Source organism: Pseudomonas sp. Fl4BN1 (assembly GCF_009908285.1).
Classification (GTDB): Bacteria; Pseudomonadota; Gammaproteobacteria; order Pseudomonadales; family Pseudomonadaceae; genus Aquipseudomonas.
Map to the genome: position 1 here is coordinate 25,610 of NZ_JAAARM010000034.1, position 16,206 is coordinate 41,815.

Annotated in this window: 11 protein-coding genes; 10 read left to right on the forward strand and 1 reads right to left on the reverse strand. The window is 62.8% G+C overall.

Annotated features, from left to right (window positions below; all coding sequences use genetic code 11):
- Positions 1–108 precede the first annotated feature (108 nt).
- On the reverse strand, positions 109–1,233 hold the full coding sequence (locus tag GV818_RS27370; RefSeq protein ID WP_161778010.1) for a polysaccharide deacetylase family protein: 1,125 nt from the start codon (positions 1,231–1,233) through the stop codon (positions 109–111).
- 213 nt (positions 1,234–1,446) lie between these two features.
- Here GV818_RS27370 and yaaA point away from each other — a divergent pair, with 213 nt between their 5' ends.
- The 10 genes from yaaA (at position 1,447) to GV818_RS27420 (ending at position 16,206) form a co-directional block, all read left to right on the forward strand.
- On the forward strand, positions 1,447–2,226 hold the full coding sequence (gene yaaA, locus GV818_RS27375; RefSeq protein ID WP_161755372.1) for a peroxide stress protein YaaA: 780 nt from the start codon (positions 1,447–1,449) through the stop codon (positions 2,224–2,226).
- A gap of 812 nt (positions 2,227–3,038) precedes the next feature.
- On the forward strand, positions 3,039–4,355 hold the full coding sequence (locus GV818_RS27380) for a nucleotide sugar dehydrogenase (protein WP_161778011.1): 1,317 nt from the start codon (positions 3,039–3,041) through the stop codon (positions 4,353–4,355).
- A 142-nt stretch (positions 4,356–4,497) separates the two neighbouring features.
- Entirely contained in the window at positions 4,498–5,979 is a 1,482-nt protein-coding gene (alg8, locus tag GV818_RS27385) for a mannuronan synthase (RefSeq protein WP_161755376.1), read from the forward strand.
- Positions 5,980–6,011: 32 nt separating this feature from the next.
- Positions 6,012–7,181: an alginate biosynthesis protein Alg44 gene (locus GV818_RS27390; RefSeq protein WP_161778012.1), complete on the forward strand. Its 1,170-nt coding sequence runs from the start codon at positions 6,012–6,014 to the stop codon at positions 7,179–7,181.
- Between the two features lie 9 nt (positions 7,182–7,190).
- A complete protein-coding gene (gene algK, locus GV818_RS27395; protein WP_161778013.1) occupies positions 7,191–8,696 on the forward strand; it encodes an alginate biosynthesis TPR repeat lipoprotein AlgK in 1,506 nt (501 codons plus the stop codon).
- Entirely contained in the window at positions 8,693–10,225 is a 1,533-nt protein-coding gene (locus tag GV818_RS27400; RefSeq protein WP_372242128.1) for an alginate export family protein, read from the forward strand. The genes algK and GV818_RS27400 overlap by 4 nt, the downstream gene beginning before the upstream one ends.
- 26 nt (positions 10,226–10,251) lie before the next feature.
- Complete coding sequence (algG, locus tag GV818_RS27405; RefSeq protein WP_161778014.1) at positions 10,252–11,841, forward strand: mannuronan 5-epimerase AlgG; 1,590 nt, start codon at positions 10,252–10,254, stop codon at positions 11,839–11,841.
- Positions 11,842–11,852: 11 nt separating this feature from the next.
- The gene (locus GV818_RS27410) at positions 11,853–13,313 is read left to right on the forward strand and encodes an alginate O-acetyltransferase (protein WP_161778015.1); all 1,461 of its coding nucleotides are present in this window, start codon (positions 11,853–11,855) and stop codon (positions 13,311–13,313) included.
- Positions 13,314–13,321: 8 nt separating this feature from the next.
- A complete protein-coding gene (locus GV818_RS27415; RefSeq protein ID WP_161778016.1) occupies positions 13,322–14,437 on the forward strand; it encodes a mannuronate-specific alginate lyase in 1,116 nt (371 codons plus the stop codon).
- A 203-nt stretch (positions 14,438–14,640) separates the two neighbouring features.
- The gene (locus tag GV818_RS27420) at positions 14,641–16,206 is read left to right on the forward strand and encodes an MBOAT family O-acyltransferase (RefSeq protein WP_161778017.1); all 1,566 of its coding nucleotides are present in this window, start codon (positions 14,641–14,643) and stop codon (positions 16,204–16,206) included.

A 16,206-nucleotide genomic window follows, 5' to 3' on the forward strand; every position in this document is an offset into this window, starting at 1 on the left:
GCGAGCTGTCCGGGCACCGCTAAAGTCATAAGTTCACCTGGCTCGAAATCTTCTGCAAGTTCAGCTCTTTTATCGGCTAAATCGCCTGTTTCCGGCAGGTTTACCGTTTCAGCGAAACGCCTCCTGACAATCCTCCCAGCCGATCCCGCTTTGCGCGGTCTGTGCCAGTAACCAGGGCAGCGTGCTCTTGACCCCATCCTGCTTGGCATTGAAGGCAATCACCCCGCGCCGCCACAGCAGCATCAGCGTCAGAACCCGCTGGCCACTGTCCTGGGCCTTGAGCTTACCGGCGCCGTCCTGGGCATCGATGTCCCACAACGCCACCTGCATGCCCTGGGCATTGAAGAATCCCTGGGCATCGGCACGGCGCTGGCCGTAAGGCGGGCGAAACAGCGGTACATAGTTTTCCGGCAGCTTGCTTTTCACCAGCTCGGCGCTGCGCTGGATCGAATACTGCCAATCCTGCCAGTGGCTGTGGGAGCGATACTCCCAGCCCTGGACACCCACGCACTGCCGGGAATACAGCGACTGCAGGCTGGCCACCGACGCCTGGTTGAGGCGGTTCTGGATGTCGTTGCCCAACACAAAGAAGGTACCGCTGAGGTTGGCCTTGCGCAGGTAACCGGTCAGCCACGGGGTGTTGTCCGGTGCCAGGTTGGCGGCGCTGTCGAAAGTCAGCAGGAACAGCCGGTCATTGAGTTCGTCGCCATTGCGCTCGTAGTCGCCAAAGCGCAGCACTTCGCTGCTGGTCTGCGGCAACAGCGCGGCCTTGCGCAGCAACTCGTCGAGATACTGCTCGTGGAAGGTCCGGCTCGGTTCGCCCCAACGGGCGTAATAGGAGTCCGCCGCCAGCTGGAACTTGCCGGCCTGCTTGCGCAATTGCGGCATGTTTTCCACCAGGAAGCAGAATGAGGCGTCCTGATCGCAGCTCTGCTGGGCGAAGTTGTAGTTCTCCAGCAAGCGTTGCCACAGATGCTCACGCAGACTGTTGATCGCCTCCATGTTGATCATGCGCAGCCCAAGGCGCTGCTTGAGCGAGCCCTCGTCCCAGGCCTCGCTGACCAGCAGGGCACGGGCAAAGGTCAGGATCTCGGCCCGCGAGGCCACATCGAACAGGACCGGGCTGTCGAGCTTTTCCGGCCAGGTGCTGCGATCCAGGGTCGCCACATCATTGGGCGCTGCCAGCACGCCGAAACTCAAAAGCCAGGCCGAGAACAAAAACGCGATACGCAAAAGGGATGCCTCCAGAACAAAACCCGCGCGGCACTATAGCCGATCTATGCAGGGGATCAGGCATGGTCATGACGGCCCCTTCGCTGGCAAGCCAGCTCCTACCGGGCCGTGTAGGAGCCGGCTGCCGGCGAAGGGGCCCCGACTATCGCCATCATAGGTGGAGTCCAGGCGCCCCAACCCCTAGAATCCCCCGACGCTTAAAGGAGACGACTCATGCTGATGGTGATTTCCCCCGCCAAGACCCTCGATTACCAGACGCCGCCGGTAACCCAGCGCTTCACCCAACCGCAATACCTCGATCACTCCCAGGAACTGATCCAGCAGTTGCGGGAACTGACCCCGGCGCAGATCAGTGAACTGATGCACGTATCCGACAAGATCGGCGGCCTCAACGCCGCACGCTTCGGCAGCTGGACCCCGGCCTTTACCCCGGAAAACGCCAAGCAGGCCTTGCTCGCGTTCAAGGGCGACGTCTACACCGGGCTCAACGCCGAAACCCTCAGCGAGGCGGATTTCGACTACACCCAGCAACACCTGCGCATGCTCTCCGGCCTCTATGGCCTGCTGCGCCCGCTGGACCTGATGCAGCCCTATCGCCTGGAAATGGGCACCAAGCTGGCCAACGCCCGGGGCAAGGACCTGTATGCCTTCTGGGGCACCCGCATCAGTGAATGGTTGAACCAAGCCCTGCACGAACAAGGCGACGACCTGCTGCTCAACCTGGCCTCCAACGAGTACTTCTCGGCGGTCAAGCGCCCAGCCCTCAACGCGCGGATCATCAACACCGAGTTCAAGGACCTGAAGAACGGCCAGTACAAGATCATCAGTTTCTACGCCAAGAAGGCGCGGGGCATGATGAGCCGTTTCGTCATCCAGGAACGCATCAACGACCCTGCCCAGCTCAAGCAGTTCGACGCCCAGGGCTACCGCTACAGCGCGGAACAGTCCAAAGCCGACAACCTGGTATTCCTGCGCGACCACGCAGCGGAATAAAGCGTTCCCCTGCCGCGCTCGTTTTCATCCGGCGAGCGCGCCAGAATGTGATCATTCGCACATTCCTCACCTTTATTAAGCCAATTTTCTGGCGCCATTAAACTTTCATATTTCTTCATAACTTTTATTTCACTCGACAGCCGTATTTTTTTTCAGTAGTGGCACCACTTTTTTATTCAGTAGTGGCACAAAAGTACCCCATCGCTTTATCTCCCCACAACTAAAGGGCGAAACCCTTAGTGCTATCAATTTGAGAGCAGTGCCATCTTTCTCAACAATTCAATAATTTTCAAAAAACAAGATGAATGGGTTGGAACTATGCCTGCAGCCACTGCTCATACCACCGGTAACGATTCTTAACGACGTTGTAAGAGATGACTTACACGCACTCAGGAAAAACCAATTACTTTACAGAATTGGTTTGACCAATGAGTCACAAACTTGAACTAAAGACTTATCAAAAGGAGATAAAGCGTCCCAACTATCCCCTAATGAGCCAAGAAACAGCTGGCCTTCAAGGACCACGGAAAGCAACTGGATAGCCCCAATTACATGGCATCCAGCCATCCACAGGAACGCGGATGGTTTTCCCAAGGGGCCTGCAGCAGGAGCCGCCGGCAACATTCAAGGGCAAGTCAAAACAACATGGATCGGTTGCGCACAACTTGAGTGCATTTATTTAATCACTCGGAACTTAGTCTGCCTGCACACGACACTACAGCGTACTTCGCTGTACTTCCGAGTGTGCAACAACAGCTGGCAAACATGAACTCCGGCCATCTAATGGCGTGAATAACACAGAGGTAAATTCGATGCGCATCAGCATATTTGGTTTGGGTTACGTCGGTGCAGTCTGTGCCGGTTGCCTGTCCGCACGGGGCCATGAAGTGGTTGGCGTGGATATATCCAAAGACAAGATCGACCTGATCAATGCCGGCAAATCGCCGATTGTCGAACCGGGTCTGGGTGAACTTCTGGCTCAAGGGATTCAGAACGCTCGTCTGCGCGGCACCACCAACTTCGCCGAAGCCATTCGCGATACCGACGTGTCGATGATCTGCGTCGGCACCCCGAGCAAGAAGAACGGCGACCTGGAACTGGACTACATCGAATCGGTGTGCCGCGAGATCGGTTTCGTCCTGCGCGACAAGGCCACCCGCCACACCATCGTGGTACGCAGCACGGTCCTGCCGGGCACGGTGAAAAACGTGGTGATCCCGATTCTCGAAGACTGCTCGGGCAAGAAGGCCGGGGTGGATTTCGGCGTGGCGGTGAACCCCGAGTTCCTGCGCGAAAGCACCGCGATCAAGGACTACGACTTCCCGCCGATGACCGTGATCGGCCAGTTCGACCAGGCCTCCGGTGATGTGCTGCAAGCGCTGTACGAAGAGCTCGACGCGCCGATCATCCGCAAGGACATCGAAGTCGCCGAGATGATCAAGTACACCTGCAACGTCTGGCACGCGACCAAGGTCACCTTCGCCAACGAGATCGGCAACATCGCCAAGGCGGTGGGTGTCGACGGCCGTGAAGTGATGGACGTGGTCTGCCAGGACAAGACCCTCAACCTGTCCCAGTACTACATGCGCCCGGGCTTCGCCTTCGGCGGCTCCTGCCTGCCCAAGGACGTGCGCGCCCTGACCTACCGCGCCGGCGCCCTGGACGTGCAAGCGCCACTGCTCAACTCGCTGATGCGCAGCAACGAGTCCCAGGTGCAGAACGCCTTCGACATCGTTTCCAGCCACGACAAGCGCAAGGTCGCCCTGCTCGGCCTGAGCTTCAAGGCCGGCACCGACGACCTGCGCGAAAGCCCGCTGGTGGAGCTGGCGGAAATGCTCATCGGCAAGGGCTTCGACCTGAGCATCTACGACAGCAACGTCGAGTACGCCCGGGTCCATGGCGCCAACAAGGACTACATCGAGTCGAAGATCCCCCACGTCTCGTCCCTGCTCAACTCGGACTTCGACGCGGTGATCAATCACTCCGACCTGATCATCCTCGGCAACCGCGACGAGAAGTTCCGCGCCCTGGCCCAGAACGTGCCCCACGGCAAGCAGGTCATCGACCTGGTGGGTTTCATGTCCAAGGCCACCTGCAGCCAGGGCCGTACCGAAGGGATCTGCTGGTAAGGCTGCGCCGGCCAGCCGGCTCCTACCCCATCCCCGTAGGAGCTGGCTTGCCAGCGAACAGTCTCACCCCAATCTCCACGCCTGCCTTAACCCCCCTCGGGCCACCCCACAGGCTCGCCCGAGACCTTGATGGACGCAGATTATGCACAGGCTAAAGCACGGCCTGCTTCAGGCCGCCGGTTGGCTGTTCTACTTGAGTTTGCTGATGGGCATGGCCTTGTTGCTGCCCGCCTCGACCTTCGACTCGCAGTCCAAGGACTTCATTTTCCTGATTGGCGCCGTGGGCATCTGGCGCTACTCCATGGGTGCCACGCACTTTGTCCGCGGCATGCTGTTTCTCTACGTGGTCTACCCGCACCTGCGGCGCAAGGTGCGCAAGCTCGGCAGCGCGGCGGACCCGTCCCATGTGTACCTGATGGTCACCAGCTTCCGGATCGACGCGCTGACCACCGCCCAGGTCTACGGCTCGGTGATCCGTGAAGCCATCGACTGCGGCTTCCCCACCACCGTGGTCTGCTCGATCGTGGAGATGTCCGACGAGCTGCTGGTGAAAAGCCTGTGGGCGCGGATGAACCCGCCGGAGCGGGTCAAGCTGGACTTCGTGCGCATCCCCGGCACCGGCAAGCGCGACGGCCTGGCCTTCGGTTTCCGCGCCATTTCCCGCCACCTGCCGGACAGCCGTGCCGTGGTGGCGGTGATCGACGGCGACACCGTGCTCGGCGAAGGCGTGGTGCGCAAGACCGTGCCCTGGTTCCAGCTGTTCGGCAATGTCGGCGGCCTGACCACCAATGAATTCTGCGAAGTGCGCGGCGGCTACATCATGAGCGAATGGCACAAGCTGCGCTTCGCCCAGCGCCACATCAACATGTGCTCCATGGCCCTGTCCAAGCGCGTGCTGACCATGACCGGGCGCATGTCGGTGTTCCGCGCCACCGTGGTCACCGACCCGGACTTCATCGCCGACGTCGAAAGCGACTCCCTGCAGCACTGGCGCCTGGGCCGCTTCAAGTTCCTCACCGGCGACGACAAGTCCAGCTGGTTCAGCCTGATGCGCCTGGGCTACGACACCTTCTACGTGCCCGACGCGGCGATCAACACCGTGGAGCACCCGCCGGAGAAGAGCTTCATCAAGGCCAGCCGCAAGCTGATGTTCCGCTGGTACGGCAACAACCTGCGGCAGAACGCCCGGGCCCTGGGCCTGGGCATCAAACGCCTGGGGCTGTTCACCAGCGTGGTGCTGTTCGACCAGCGCGTGTCGATGTGGACCTCGCTGCTGGGCCTGACCGTGGCCCTCATCGCCAGCTTCAAGTACGGCACCGCGTTCATCCTCGCCTACCTGCTGTGGATCGGCATTACCCGGCTGATCCTGACCCTGCTGCTGTCCTGCTCGGGGCACCGCATCGGCCCGGCCTACCCCTTGATTCTCTATTACAACCAGATCGTCGGCGCGCTGGTGAAGATCTACGTGTTCTTCCGCCTCGACCAGCAATCCTGGACCCGCCAGGACACCAAGCTGACCCGCGACCTGGCCAGCTTTCAACGTTGGTTCAACACCTGGTCGTCTCGGACCATGACCTTCTCGGCCGGCAGCGTGTTCGTCGCCGTGCTGTTGCTGATGGTCTGAACCGCCTTGCCTGAAATTAGGAAATCGACTCTATGAACACCCCCATGAACGTCAACGTAGTGCATGAATCCGAAGCCCAACGCCAGCACGCCCGGGTCAAGATCCCGGCCAAGCTGCGCTTCTTCGGGAACGAGGCCAAACCTCTTGAAGTACGGGTCCACGACCTCTCCGCCGGCGGCCTGAGCTTCAACGCCGGGCAGCAGATGCTGAGCATCGGCGCGGTGCACAAGGGCCGCCTGCAATTCGTCATCGACAACCTTGGACTGGCCATGGACGTCGAGCTGCAAATCCGTTCCTTCGATCGCCAGAACGGTCGCGTTGGTTGCCAGTTCCAGAACCTCGAACCCCAGGACATTTCCACCCTGCGCCACCTGATCACCTCGCACCTGGCCGGCGACATCGTCAGCATGGGCGACGTGCTCGCCACCCTGCAGCGCGACAACTTCACCAAGGCGCGAAAGGTCAAGGACAGCGGCAGCGGCATGAGCCCGCTGGGCCGCCTGCGGGCGGTGACCTTCAGCGCCGGAATCTTCATCGTCGGCCTCGCCGCCTTCGGCTTCGTGCTCAAGTCGGTGTACGGCATGTACTTCGTCAGCCACGCCGAGGCCGGCCTGGTCAGCGTACCGGGGATGAACGTGACCATGCCCCGCGATGGCACCGTACAGAGCCTGGTGCAGACTGATGGCAACGTCGCCAAAGGTGCGCCACTGGCCACCTTCAGCACCAGCATGCTGGACGTGCTCAAGGGCCACCTGGATGAAAACCAGCTGCAACCGGCCAAGGTCGAAGAACTGTTCGGCAAGCAGATGACCGGCACCCTGACCGCCCCCTGCGACTGCACCGTGGCCCAGCAACGGGTGGCCGACGGACAGTACGCCAGCAAGGGCGACGTGATCTTCCAACTGGTGCCGCGCAACAGCCTGGCCAACGTCGAGGCGCGCTTCTCTTACCGTCAATTCGGTGATGTACGCCCAGGCACCAAGGTCAACTTCCAGATTGCCGATGAAGACACCGTGCGCCGCGGCACCATCGTCAGCAGCACCAGCCTCAACAGCAACGACCTGTCCTCCGACATCCGCGTACAGATCAAGCCCGACGCGCCCCTGAGCAGCACCTTCGCCGGCCGCCCGGTGGAAGTCAGCAGCGACCGCGGCCCTTCGATGAACTGGCTGATCGACAAAGCCATGGCCGCCGGTCTCTGAGCGGAGGACATGCCTGTGACTAGCCTTTTGATTGGCGAGTGCTGCGCACTCGATCGCGAGCAAGCTCGCTCCTACCCGAGCAACGCCGCCCCCCGTAGGAGCGAGCTTGCTCGCGAAAGCGCCCCAGGCCGTCGCCATCTGGCCCTGTGCTCCCTGGCGCTGGCCGTGAGCCTGGCCGGTTGCGCCGGCCTGCCGGACCAGCGCCTGGCCAACCAAGCCCTGAAGCGCGGTGACACCGCCCTGGCCCAGCAGAACTACCGCCAGCTGGCGGACCTGGGCTATAGCGAAGCGCAAGTGGGCCTGGCCGACATCCAGGTGGAAAGCCGCGACCCGGCGCAGATCAAGCAGGCCGAGGCCACCTACCGCGCCGCGGCCGACACCTCGCCACGGGCCCAGGCGCGCCTGGGTCGGCTGCTGGTGGCCAAGCCCGGCTCTACCGAAGCCGAGCAGCACGAAGCCGAGGGTCTGCTGAAAAAAGCCTTTGCCAATCGCGAAGGCAACACCCTGATCCCCCTGGCGATGCTGTACCTGCAATACCCCCACAGCTTCCCCAACGTCGACGCCCAGCGGCAGATCAGCCAATGGCGCGCCGCCGGCTACCCGGAGGCCGGGCTGGCCCAGGTCCTGCTTTACCGCACCCAGGGCACCTACGACCAGCACCTGGATCAGGTGGAAAGCATCTGCAAGGCCGCCCTCAACAGCACCGACATCTGCTACGTCGAACTGGCCACCGTCTACCAGAAACGCGGCCAACCGGAGCAGCAGGCCGAGTTGATCAAGCAGTTGCAGGCCGGCTATAGCCGCGGCGCCATCAGCGCCCAGCGGGTCGACAGCGTGGCCCGGGTGCTGGGGGATGCCAGCCTCGGCAAGCCGGACGAAAAGACCGCCCAGGCCCTGCTGGAACAGGTCGCCCCCGGCTACCCGGCATCCTGGGTCAGCCTGGCGCAACTGCTCTACGACTTCCCCGAACTGGGTGACGTCGACAAGATGATGGAGTACCTGGACAACGGCCGCGCCGCCGACCAGCCCCGGGCCGAACTGCTGCTGGGCAAGCTCTACTACGAAGGCAAGTGGGTCCCGGCCGACGCCAAGGTCGCCGAAGAACACTTCCAGAAAGCCGTGGGCAAGGAAGTGGCCGCCGATTACTACCTGGGGCAGATCTACCGCCGTGGCTACCTGGGCCAGGTCTATCCGCAAAAAGCCCTGGACCACCTGCTGACCGCCGCCCGCAACGGCCAGAACAGCGCCGACTTCGCCATTGCCCAGCTGTTTTCCCAGGGCCGCGGCACCGCGCCCAACCCGGTCAACGCCTACGTCTTCAGCCAGCTGGCCAAGACCCAGGACACGCCCCAGGCCAACGAACTGGCCCAGCAGCTGGATCAACAACTGCCCCCCGGCCAGCGCGCCGAAGCCCAGCGCCTGCTGCAACAGGAGCAGGCGGTACGTGGCGCCCTGACCCAGAACACGCTGCAACTGCACGCCCTGCAGGAAGAAGACGGCGAGGAATCCCTATGAAGCTCACCCCATTCAACACCGCCCCTGTAGCCGCTGCCGCAGGCAAGCGCTGCAGCCTGTCGAAACTGGGCATGGCCCTGGGTGTTGCCATGATCTGGTCCAACCCGACCCTGGCCGCCCTCACCGACACCAAGAACTTCGGCCTGGAAGTGAAGATCACCGGCCAGTCCGAGGACGATCGCGACCTCGGCACCCAGGGCGGTGGCGACGTCAACGGCATCGGCCTCGACCTGCGACCCTGGGTCTACGGCGAAAGCGGCAACTGGAGCGCCTACGCCATGGGCCAGGCGGTGACCTCCACCGACGTGATCGAAACCGACACCCTGCAACAGTCCAGCGATGACGCCAGCCAGCAATCCAGCAACGACGACCGCAAGACCAAGAAGAACTACCTGGCCATGCGCGAATTCTGGGTCGGCTACAGCGGCTTCACCGCCTACCCGGGCGAGCAGTTGAAGTTCGGTCGCCAGCGCCTGCGCAACGATGACGGGCAATGGCGCGACACCAACATCGAGGCGCTGAACTGGACCTTCGACACCACCCTGCTGCGGGCCAACCTGGGGGCCGCCGAGCGCTTCAGCGAATACCGCACCGACCTCAAGGAACTGGCGCCCAAGGACAAGGATCGCCTGCACCTGTACGCCGACGCCGCCTACCAGTGGACCCCCGGCCAGTGGGTGGGCATCCGCGCCCACCATACCCATGACGACGGCAAGCTCGACTATGCCCAGCCTGGGGTGGCCAGCGACCCGCTGGACAAGAAACAGAACGGCGACCTGACCTGGCTCGGCCTGGAAGCCAACAGCGACGCCTTTAACTGGCGCAACACCAATACCGTCAACTACTGGGCCAGCCTCACCGGCATGCGCGGCGACCGCGACACGGTCAACCCGCTGAACGCCGACGGCAGCCGCCCGACCCAAGCCAAGCGCGGCGACAATCTCGATGGCTGGGCCACTGACCTGGGGGTGCGCCTGCGCCTGGACCCGAACTGGCAAGTGGGCGCGGCCTATGCCCGGGCCAGTGCCGAGTACGAGCAGAACGGCCTGCAAAGCAACCGTTCCAATTTCACCGGCACCCGCTCGCGCATGCATCGCTTCGGCGAGGCCTTTCGCGGCGAGCTGAACAACACCCAGACCGCCACCCTGTTCGGCTCCTGGCAGCTGCGCGAGGACTACGACGCCAGCCTGGTCTACCACAAGTTCTGGCGCGTGGACGGCAACAAGCCCGTGGGCAGCAACGGCATCAACGCTGTGGACAACAACTACGACGACACCACCGGCGCCCTGCTCAGCAGCACCTCGCTGCCACTCATGGACGGCAAGAAAGACCTCGGCCAGGAGATGGACCTGGTGGTCACCAAGTACTTCAAGCAAGGCCTGTTGCCGGCGGCCCTGAGCCAGTCGATCGATGAACCTTCGGCCCTGGTGCGTTTTCGTGGTGGCGTGTTCAAGCCCGGCGACGCCTACGGCAAAGAGGTCGACTCCTACATGCACCGCGCCTTTATCGACGTGATCTGGCGCTTCTGATGCAAGCCGCCAAAGGAGTGCCCGACATGAATGGCTACCCCCACAACAGCCAGCGCTACAAAGGCTCCCTGAGCCTGCTGGCCGGCGCCCTGCTGCTGGCCGGCAGCAGCGCCTTCGCCAGCGTCGAAGCGGCCAAGGCACCAATCGTCGCCAAGGAGCTGCAACAGGCCAAGACCTACACCGTCAGCAGTGCCCCCACCGAGCCCCTGGCCCTGGCCAAGCCGACCCTGCCCGACCTCTCCGGCTACACCGCCGAAGCGGCCGCGGCGAAGATCGTGCGCAGCAAGCCGGGCAAGATCAGCGTGCGCCGGATGATGCAGGAAGACGCCCTGAAGGACTTTATCGGCGGCGACAACAAGATGGCCGAATGGGTGGTGCGCCAGCACGGCATTCCCCAGGCGATCTTCATCGACGACGGCTACGTCAACCTCAAGCAACTGGTGGGCAAGCTGCCCAAGCAGTACATCAGCGAGACCGCGCCCGGGGTCTACCTGGCGCGCGTGCCCATCGTCGTCGGCCGCCACGGCATCCTGGAAATCGACCAGCAGACCCAGGAGCTGCGCCTGTCCCAGGAAGGCGGCTCGTTCCTGGTCAACGACGGCCAGCTGTTCGTGCGTGACAGCAAAGTCACCGGCTGGCGCGAGAAAGACAACGGCCCGGCGACCTTCCGCTCGCCCAAGGAATTCCGCCCGTTCCTGCTGGCCTGGGGCGGCACCCAGACCTACATCGTCAACAGCACCATGGCCAGCTTCGGCTACGCCAACTCCAAGTCCTACGGGGTGAGCATTTCCCAGTACACGCCGAACATGGCCAAGGTCCTCAAGCGCCCCGAGCCCACCGGCTGGATCATCGGCTCGACCTTCTCGGACATGTGGTACGGCTTCTACTGCTACGAGACCCGGGACTTCGTGCTCAAGGGCAACACCTACAAGGACAACATCGTCTACGGCATCGACCCCCACGACCGTTCCCACGGCCTGATCATTGCCGACAACAGCGTCCACGGCACCAAGAAGAAGCACGGCATCATCATTTCCCGGGAAGTGAACGACAGCTTCATCTTCAACAATCGCAGCTACGACAACCACCTTTCCGGGCTGGTGATCGACCGTAACAGCGTCAACAACCTGATCGCCTACAACGAGATCTACCGCAACCACACCGACGGCATCACCCTCTACGAGAGTGCCGACAACCTGATCTACGGCAATAAGGTGATCAGCAACCGCCGCCACGGCATCCGCATTCGCAACAGCGTGAACATTCGCCTGTACGAAAACATCGCCATGGCCAACGGCCTGACCGGGGTCTACGGCCACATCAAGGACCTGTCCGACACCGACCGCGACATCAAGCTCGACCCGTTCGACGCCCAGGTCTCGCTGATCGTGGTCGGCGGCGAGCTGGCGGCCAACGGCAGCGGGCCGATGTCCATCGACTCGCCCCTGAGCGTGGAGCTGTACCGGGTCTCCATGCTGGCGCCGACCAAAAGCAGCGGCATCAGCTTCTCCGGCATCCTCGGCGAGCGCCAGGATGAAATTCTCGACCTGCTGGTGCGCCAGCAGAAAGCCGTGTTGATCGACCCCGTCGAACGCCAGACCGAAATGCGCGATTGAGGATGACTGTCATGCACCCACACTGGATCAAACTCCTGGGCCTGTCGGCCCTGACCGCGGGGATTCTCGCCGCCAGCGCCGGCGCCCGTGCCGACGAAAGCAGCGCCACCAGCGCCGCGCCAAATTTCAAGGCCGAGCCGTGCTGCAACCTGTGCCCGGCCGCCCACGATGCAAAAAACTACGTGACCCGTTACCAGCAGAACTTCACCACCCTGGTGCAAGCCCAGGGCGACTGGCTGTTCCGTACCCAGGAAGATTTGCGCACCGAGTTCAACACCACGCCGGAAGGCTACCGCCGCCTCCAGCAGCTGCACCAAGCCTTCAAGAGCAAGGGCGTGGAGCTGGTGCTGGTCTACCAGCCGACCCGCGGCCTGGTGAACCGCAACAAGCTCAACCCGGCACAAAAAGCCCGCTTCGACTACGACAAGGCCCTGAGCAACTACAAGGCCATGCTCGGCCGCTTCGCGCAGATGGGCTACGTGGTGCCGGACCTCTCGCCGCTGACCAACGAACAGCTGCCCGAAACCCTGCCGGCCCACGACTTCTACTTCCGCGGCGACCAGCACTGGACGCCTTACGGCGCCCAGCGCACGGCGCAGATCGTCGCCGACCAGATCAAGCAACTGCCGGCCTTCGCCGACGTGCCACGGCGTGAATTCGAGACCCGCAAATCCGGGCGCATGGGCAAGACCGGCACCCTGCACAACATGGCCGGGCAACTGTGCGGCACCAGCTACGCCATCCAGTACATGGACCAGTTCACCACCGAGCCCAAGGGCGAAGCCGGCGACGGCGACCTGTTCGGCGATTCCGGCAACCCGCAGATCACCCTGGTGGGCACCAGCCACAGTGGCAAGAACTACAACTTCGCCGGCTTCCTTGAAGAAGCCATCGGTGCCGACATTCTCAACGTCGCCTTCCCCGGCGGCGGCCTGGAAGGCTCGATGCTGCAGTACCTGGGCAGCGATGAATTCCAGAAGAGCCCGCCGAAGATCCTGATCTGGGAATTCTCGCCGCTGTACCGCCTGGACCAGGAAACCATCTACCGGCAGATGATGGCCCTGCTGGACAACGGCTGCGAAGGCAAGGACGCGCAGATGACCGGCAGCACCACCCTCAAGCCCGGCAAGAATGAACTGCTGGTCAACAGCAAGAACCTGGACCTGCGCAACAGCGGCCATCAGGTCGACATCCGCTTCGCCGACCCTTCGGTGAAAACCCTGCAAGCCACCCTCTGGTACATGAACGGGCGCCACGAGGACATCAAGATCGAAAAACCGCAAACGTCCGACACCGACGGGCGCTTCGCCTTCGAACTGCGTAGCGACGAAGACTGGGCCGCGCAGAACCTGCTGGCGGTCGAAGTCCAGGGCCCGGAAGCGGGCACGGCGGGGCAGAAGGTCGAAGCGAAAATTTGCAAACGCAACGTATTCCCGAGCGCCGAGCAACGCACCGCGCAAATCGGGCAATGAGGTTTCCCATGCAAAGCACAGACTTGAAACGCTTGTTGATCCCCAGCCTGCTGGGGCTGGCCATCGTTACCGGCAGCGCCCAGGCCGCTGCGCCGCTGCGCCCGCCCCAGGGCTATTTCGCCCCGGTGGACAAGTTCAAGAGCGGCGACAACAGCGAGGGCTGCGACGCCATGCCGGCGCCCTACACCGGCGCCCTGCAGTTTCGCAGCAAGTACGAAGGCTCGGACAAGGCCCGGGCCACCCTCAATGTGCAGTCCGAACAGGCCTTTCGCGACACCACCGCGGACATCACCAAGATCGAGCGCGGCACCAGCAAGCGGGTCATGCAGTTCATGCGCGACGGCCGCCCGGAACAGCTGGACTGCACCCTCGCCTGGCTCAGCGCCTGGGCCCAGGCCGATGCGCTGATGTCCAGGGACTTCAACCACACCGGCAAGTCCATGCGCAAATGGGCCCTGGGCAGCATGGCCTCGGCCTACCTACGGCTGAAGTTCTCCGACTCCCACCCCCTGGCCACCCACCAGGAACAGGCGCAGAAGATCGAAGCCTGGTTCAGCAAGATGGCCGACCAGGTGGTCAGCGACTGGGACAACCTGCCCCTGGACAAGACCAACAACCACTCCTACTGGGCCGCCTGGTCGGTAATGGCTACCGCCGTGGCCACCAACCGCCGCGACCTGTTCGACTGGGCAGTGAAGGAATACAAGGTCGGCGCCAACCAGATCGACGCCGACGGCTTCTTACCCAACGAACTCAAGCGCCAGCAACGGGCCCTGGCCTACCACAACTACGCCCTGCCGCCGCTGGCGATGATCGCCAGCTTCGCCCAGGTCAATGGTGTGGACCTGCGCCAGGAAAACCACGGCGCCCTCAAGCGCCTGGGCGAACGGGTACTGGCCGGGGTCAAGGACCCGGACACCTTCGAGCAGAAGAACGGCAAGCAACAGGACATGACCGACCTCAAGGTCGACTCCAAATTCGCCTGGCTGGAACCCTACTGCAGCCTCTACACCTGCGCCCCAGATGTGCTTGCGCGCAAGCACAAGATGCAGCCGTTCAAGACCTTCCGCCTGGGGGGCGACCTGACCAAGGTCTACGACCCGGCCCACGAAAAAGGTTCCTGAGCACCACCCGCAAACGACCCACCGTAGGAGCTGGCTTGCCAGCGAAGAGGCCCTCAAGGACACCGTCACATCCAAGGACGCCTTCGCCGGCAAGCCGGCTCCTACACAGGGCGCGCTACACGCAGTACCGCTTCCCCGGTTTTCACGGGGGGGTTTGGGGGGGCTCCGGCCTCTGACTATTGGTTAAACATGGAGAGATCGGGATGGTTTTCTCATCCAATGTGTTCCTGTTCCTGTTCCTGCCGATCTTTCTCGGCTTGTACTACTTGAGCGGGCAACGCTATCGCAACCTGCTGCTGCTGATCGCCAGCTACCTGTTCTATGCCTGGTGGCGCGTGGACTTCCTGGCGCTGTTCGCCGGGGTCACCCTGTGGAACTACTGGATCGGCCTGAAAGTCGGCGCCGCCGGGGTCAGGACCCAACCCGCCCAGCGCTGGCTGCTGCTGGGGGTGGCGGTGGACCTGTGCATCCTCGGCTACTTCAAGTACGCCAACTTCGGCGTCGACAGCATCAACGCCATCATGACTTCCATGGGGCTTGAGCCGTTCATCCTGACCCACGTGCTGTTGCCGATCGGCATCTCGTTCTACATCTTCGAGTCCATCAGCTACATCATCGACGTCTACCGCGGCGACACCCCGGCCACCCGCAACATGATCGACTTCGCGGCGTTCGTGGCGATCTTCCCGCACCTGATCGCCGGCCCCGTGCTGCGCTTTCGCGACCTGGCGGACCAGTTCAACAATCGCACCCACACCCTGGACAAGTTCTCCGAAGGCTGCACCCGCTTCATGCAGGGCTTCATCAAAAAAGTGTTCATCGCCGACACCCTGGCGGTGGTCGCCGACCATTGCTTCGCCCTGCACAACCCCACCACCGGGGACGCCTGGCTCGGCGCCCTGGCCTACACCGCGCAGCTGTACTTCGACTTCTCCGGCTACAGCGACATGGCCATCGGCCTGGGCTTGATGATGGGTTTTCGCTTCATGGAAAACTTCAAGCAGCCCTACATCAGCCAGTCCATCACCGAGTTCTGGCGGCGCTGGCACATCAGCCTCTCCACCTGGCTGCGGGACTACCTGTACATCACCCTGGGGGGCAACCGCAAAGGTACCCTGATCACCTACCGCAACCTGTTTCTGACCATGCTCCTGGGCGGCCTGTGGCACGGCGCCAACTTCACCTACATCGTCTGGGGCGCCTGGCACGGCATGTGGCTGGCCATCGAAAAGGCCCTGGGCATCAACACCACGCCGCGCAGCCTGAACCCGGTGCGCTGGGCCCTGACCTTCCTGCTGGTGGTGATGGGCTGGGTGATCTTCCGCGCCGAAAACCTGCACGTGGCAGGCCGCATGTACGGCGCCATGTTCAGCTTCGGCGACTGGTCGCTGTCGGAACTCAACCGCGCCAGCCTCACCGGCCTGCAAGTGGCGACCCTGGTCCTGGCCTACGCCACCCTGGCGTACTTCGGCCTGCGTGACCTGTACCGCAACCCGGCGCCGGTCAAGGCCAAGCCTGAAGTCGACAGCCAAGCCGACGGCCCGGCCAGCGCCCAGCCCGGCCTGATCAAGGCGGTACCCGGGGACAACCCCGGCAGCATTCACCAACCGGGCTACATCGTCGGCCGCGAGGCCCAGGTGCAGCCGGCCTACTGGACTGCCGACTGGTCGCGCTACGCCATGCGCGCCCTGGTGCTGCTGCTGTTCATTGCCTCGATTCTCAAACTCTCGGCGCAAAGCTTCTCGCCGTTCCTTTACTTCCAGTTCTGA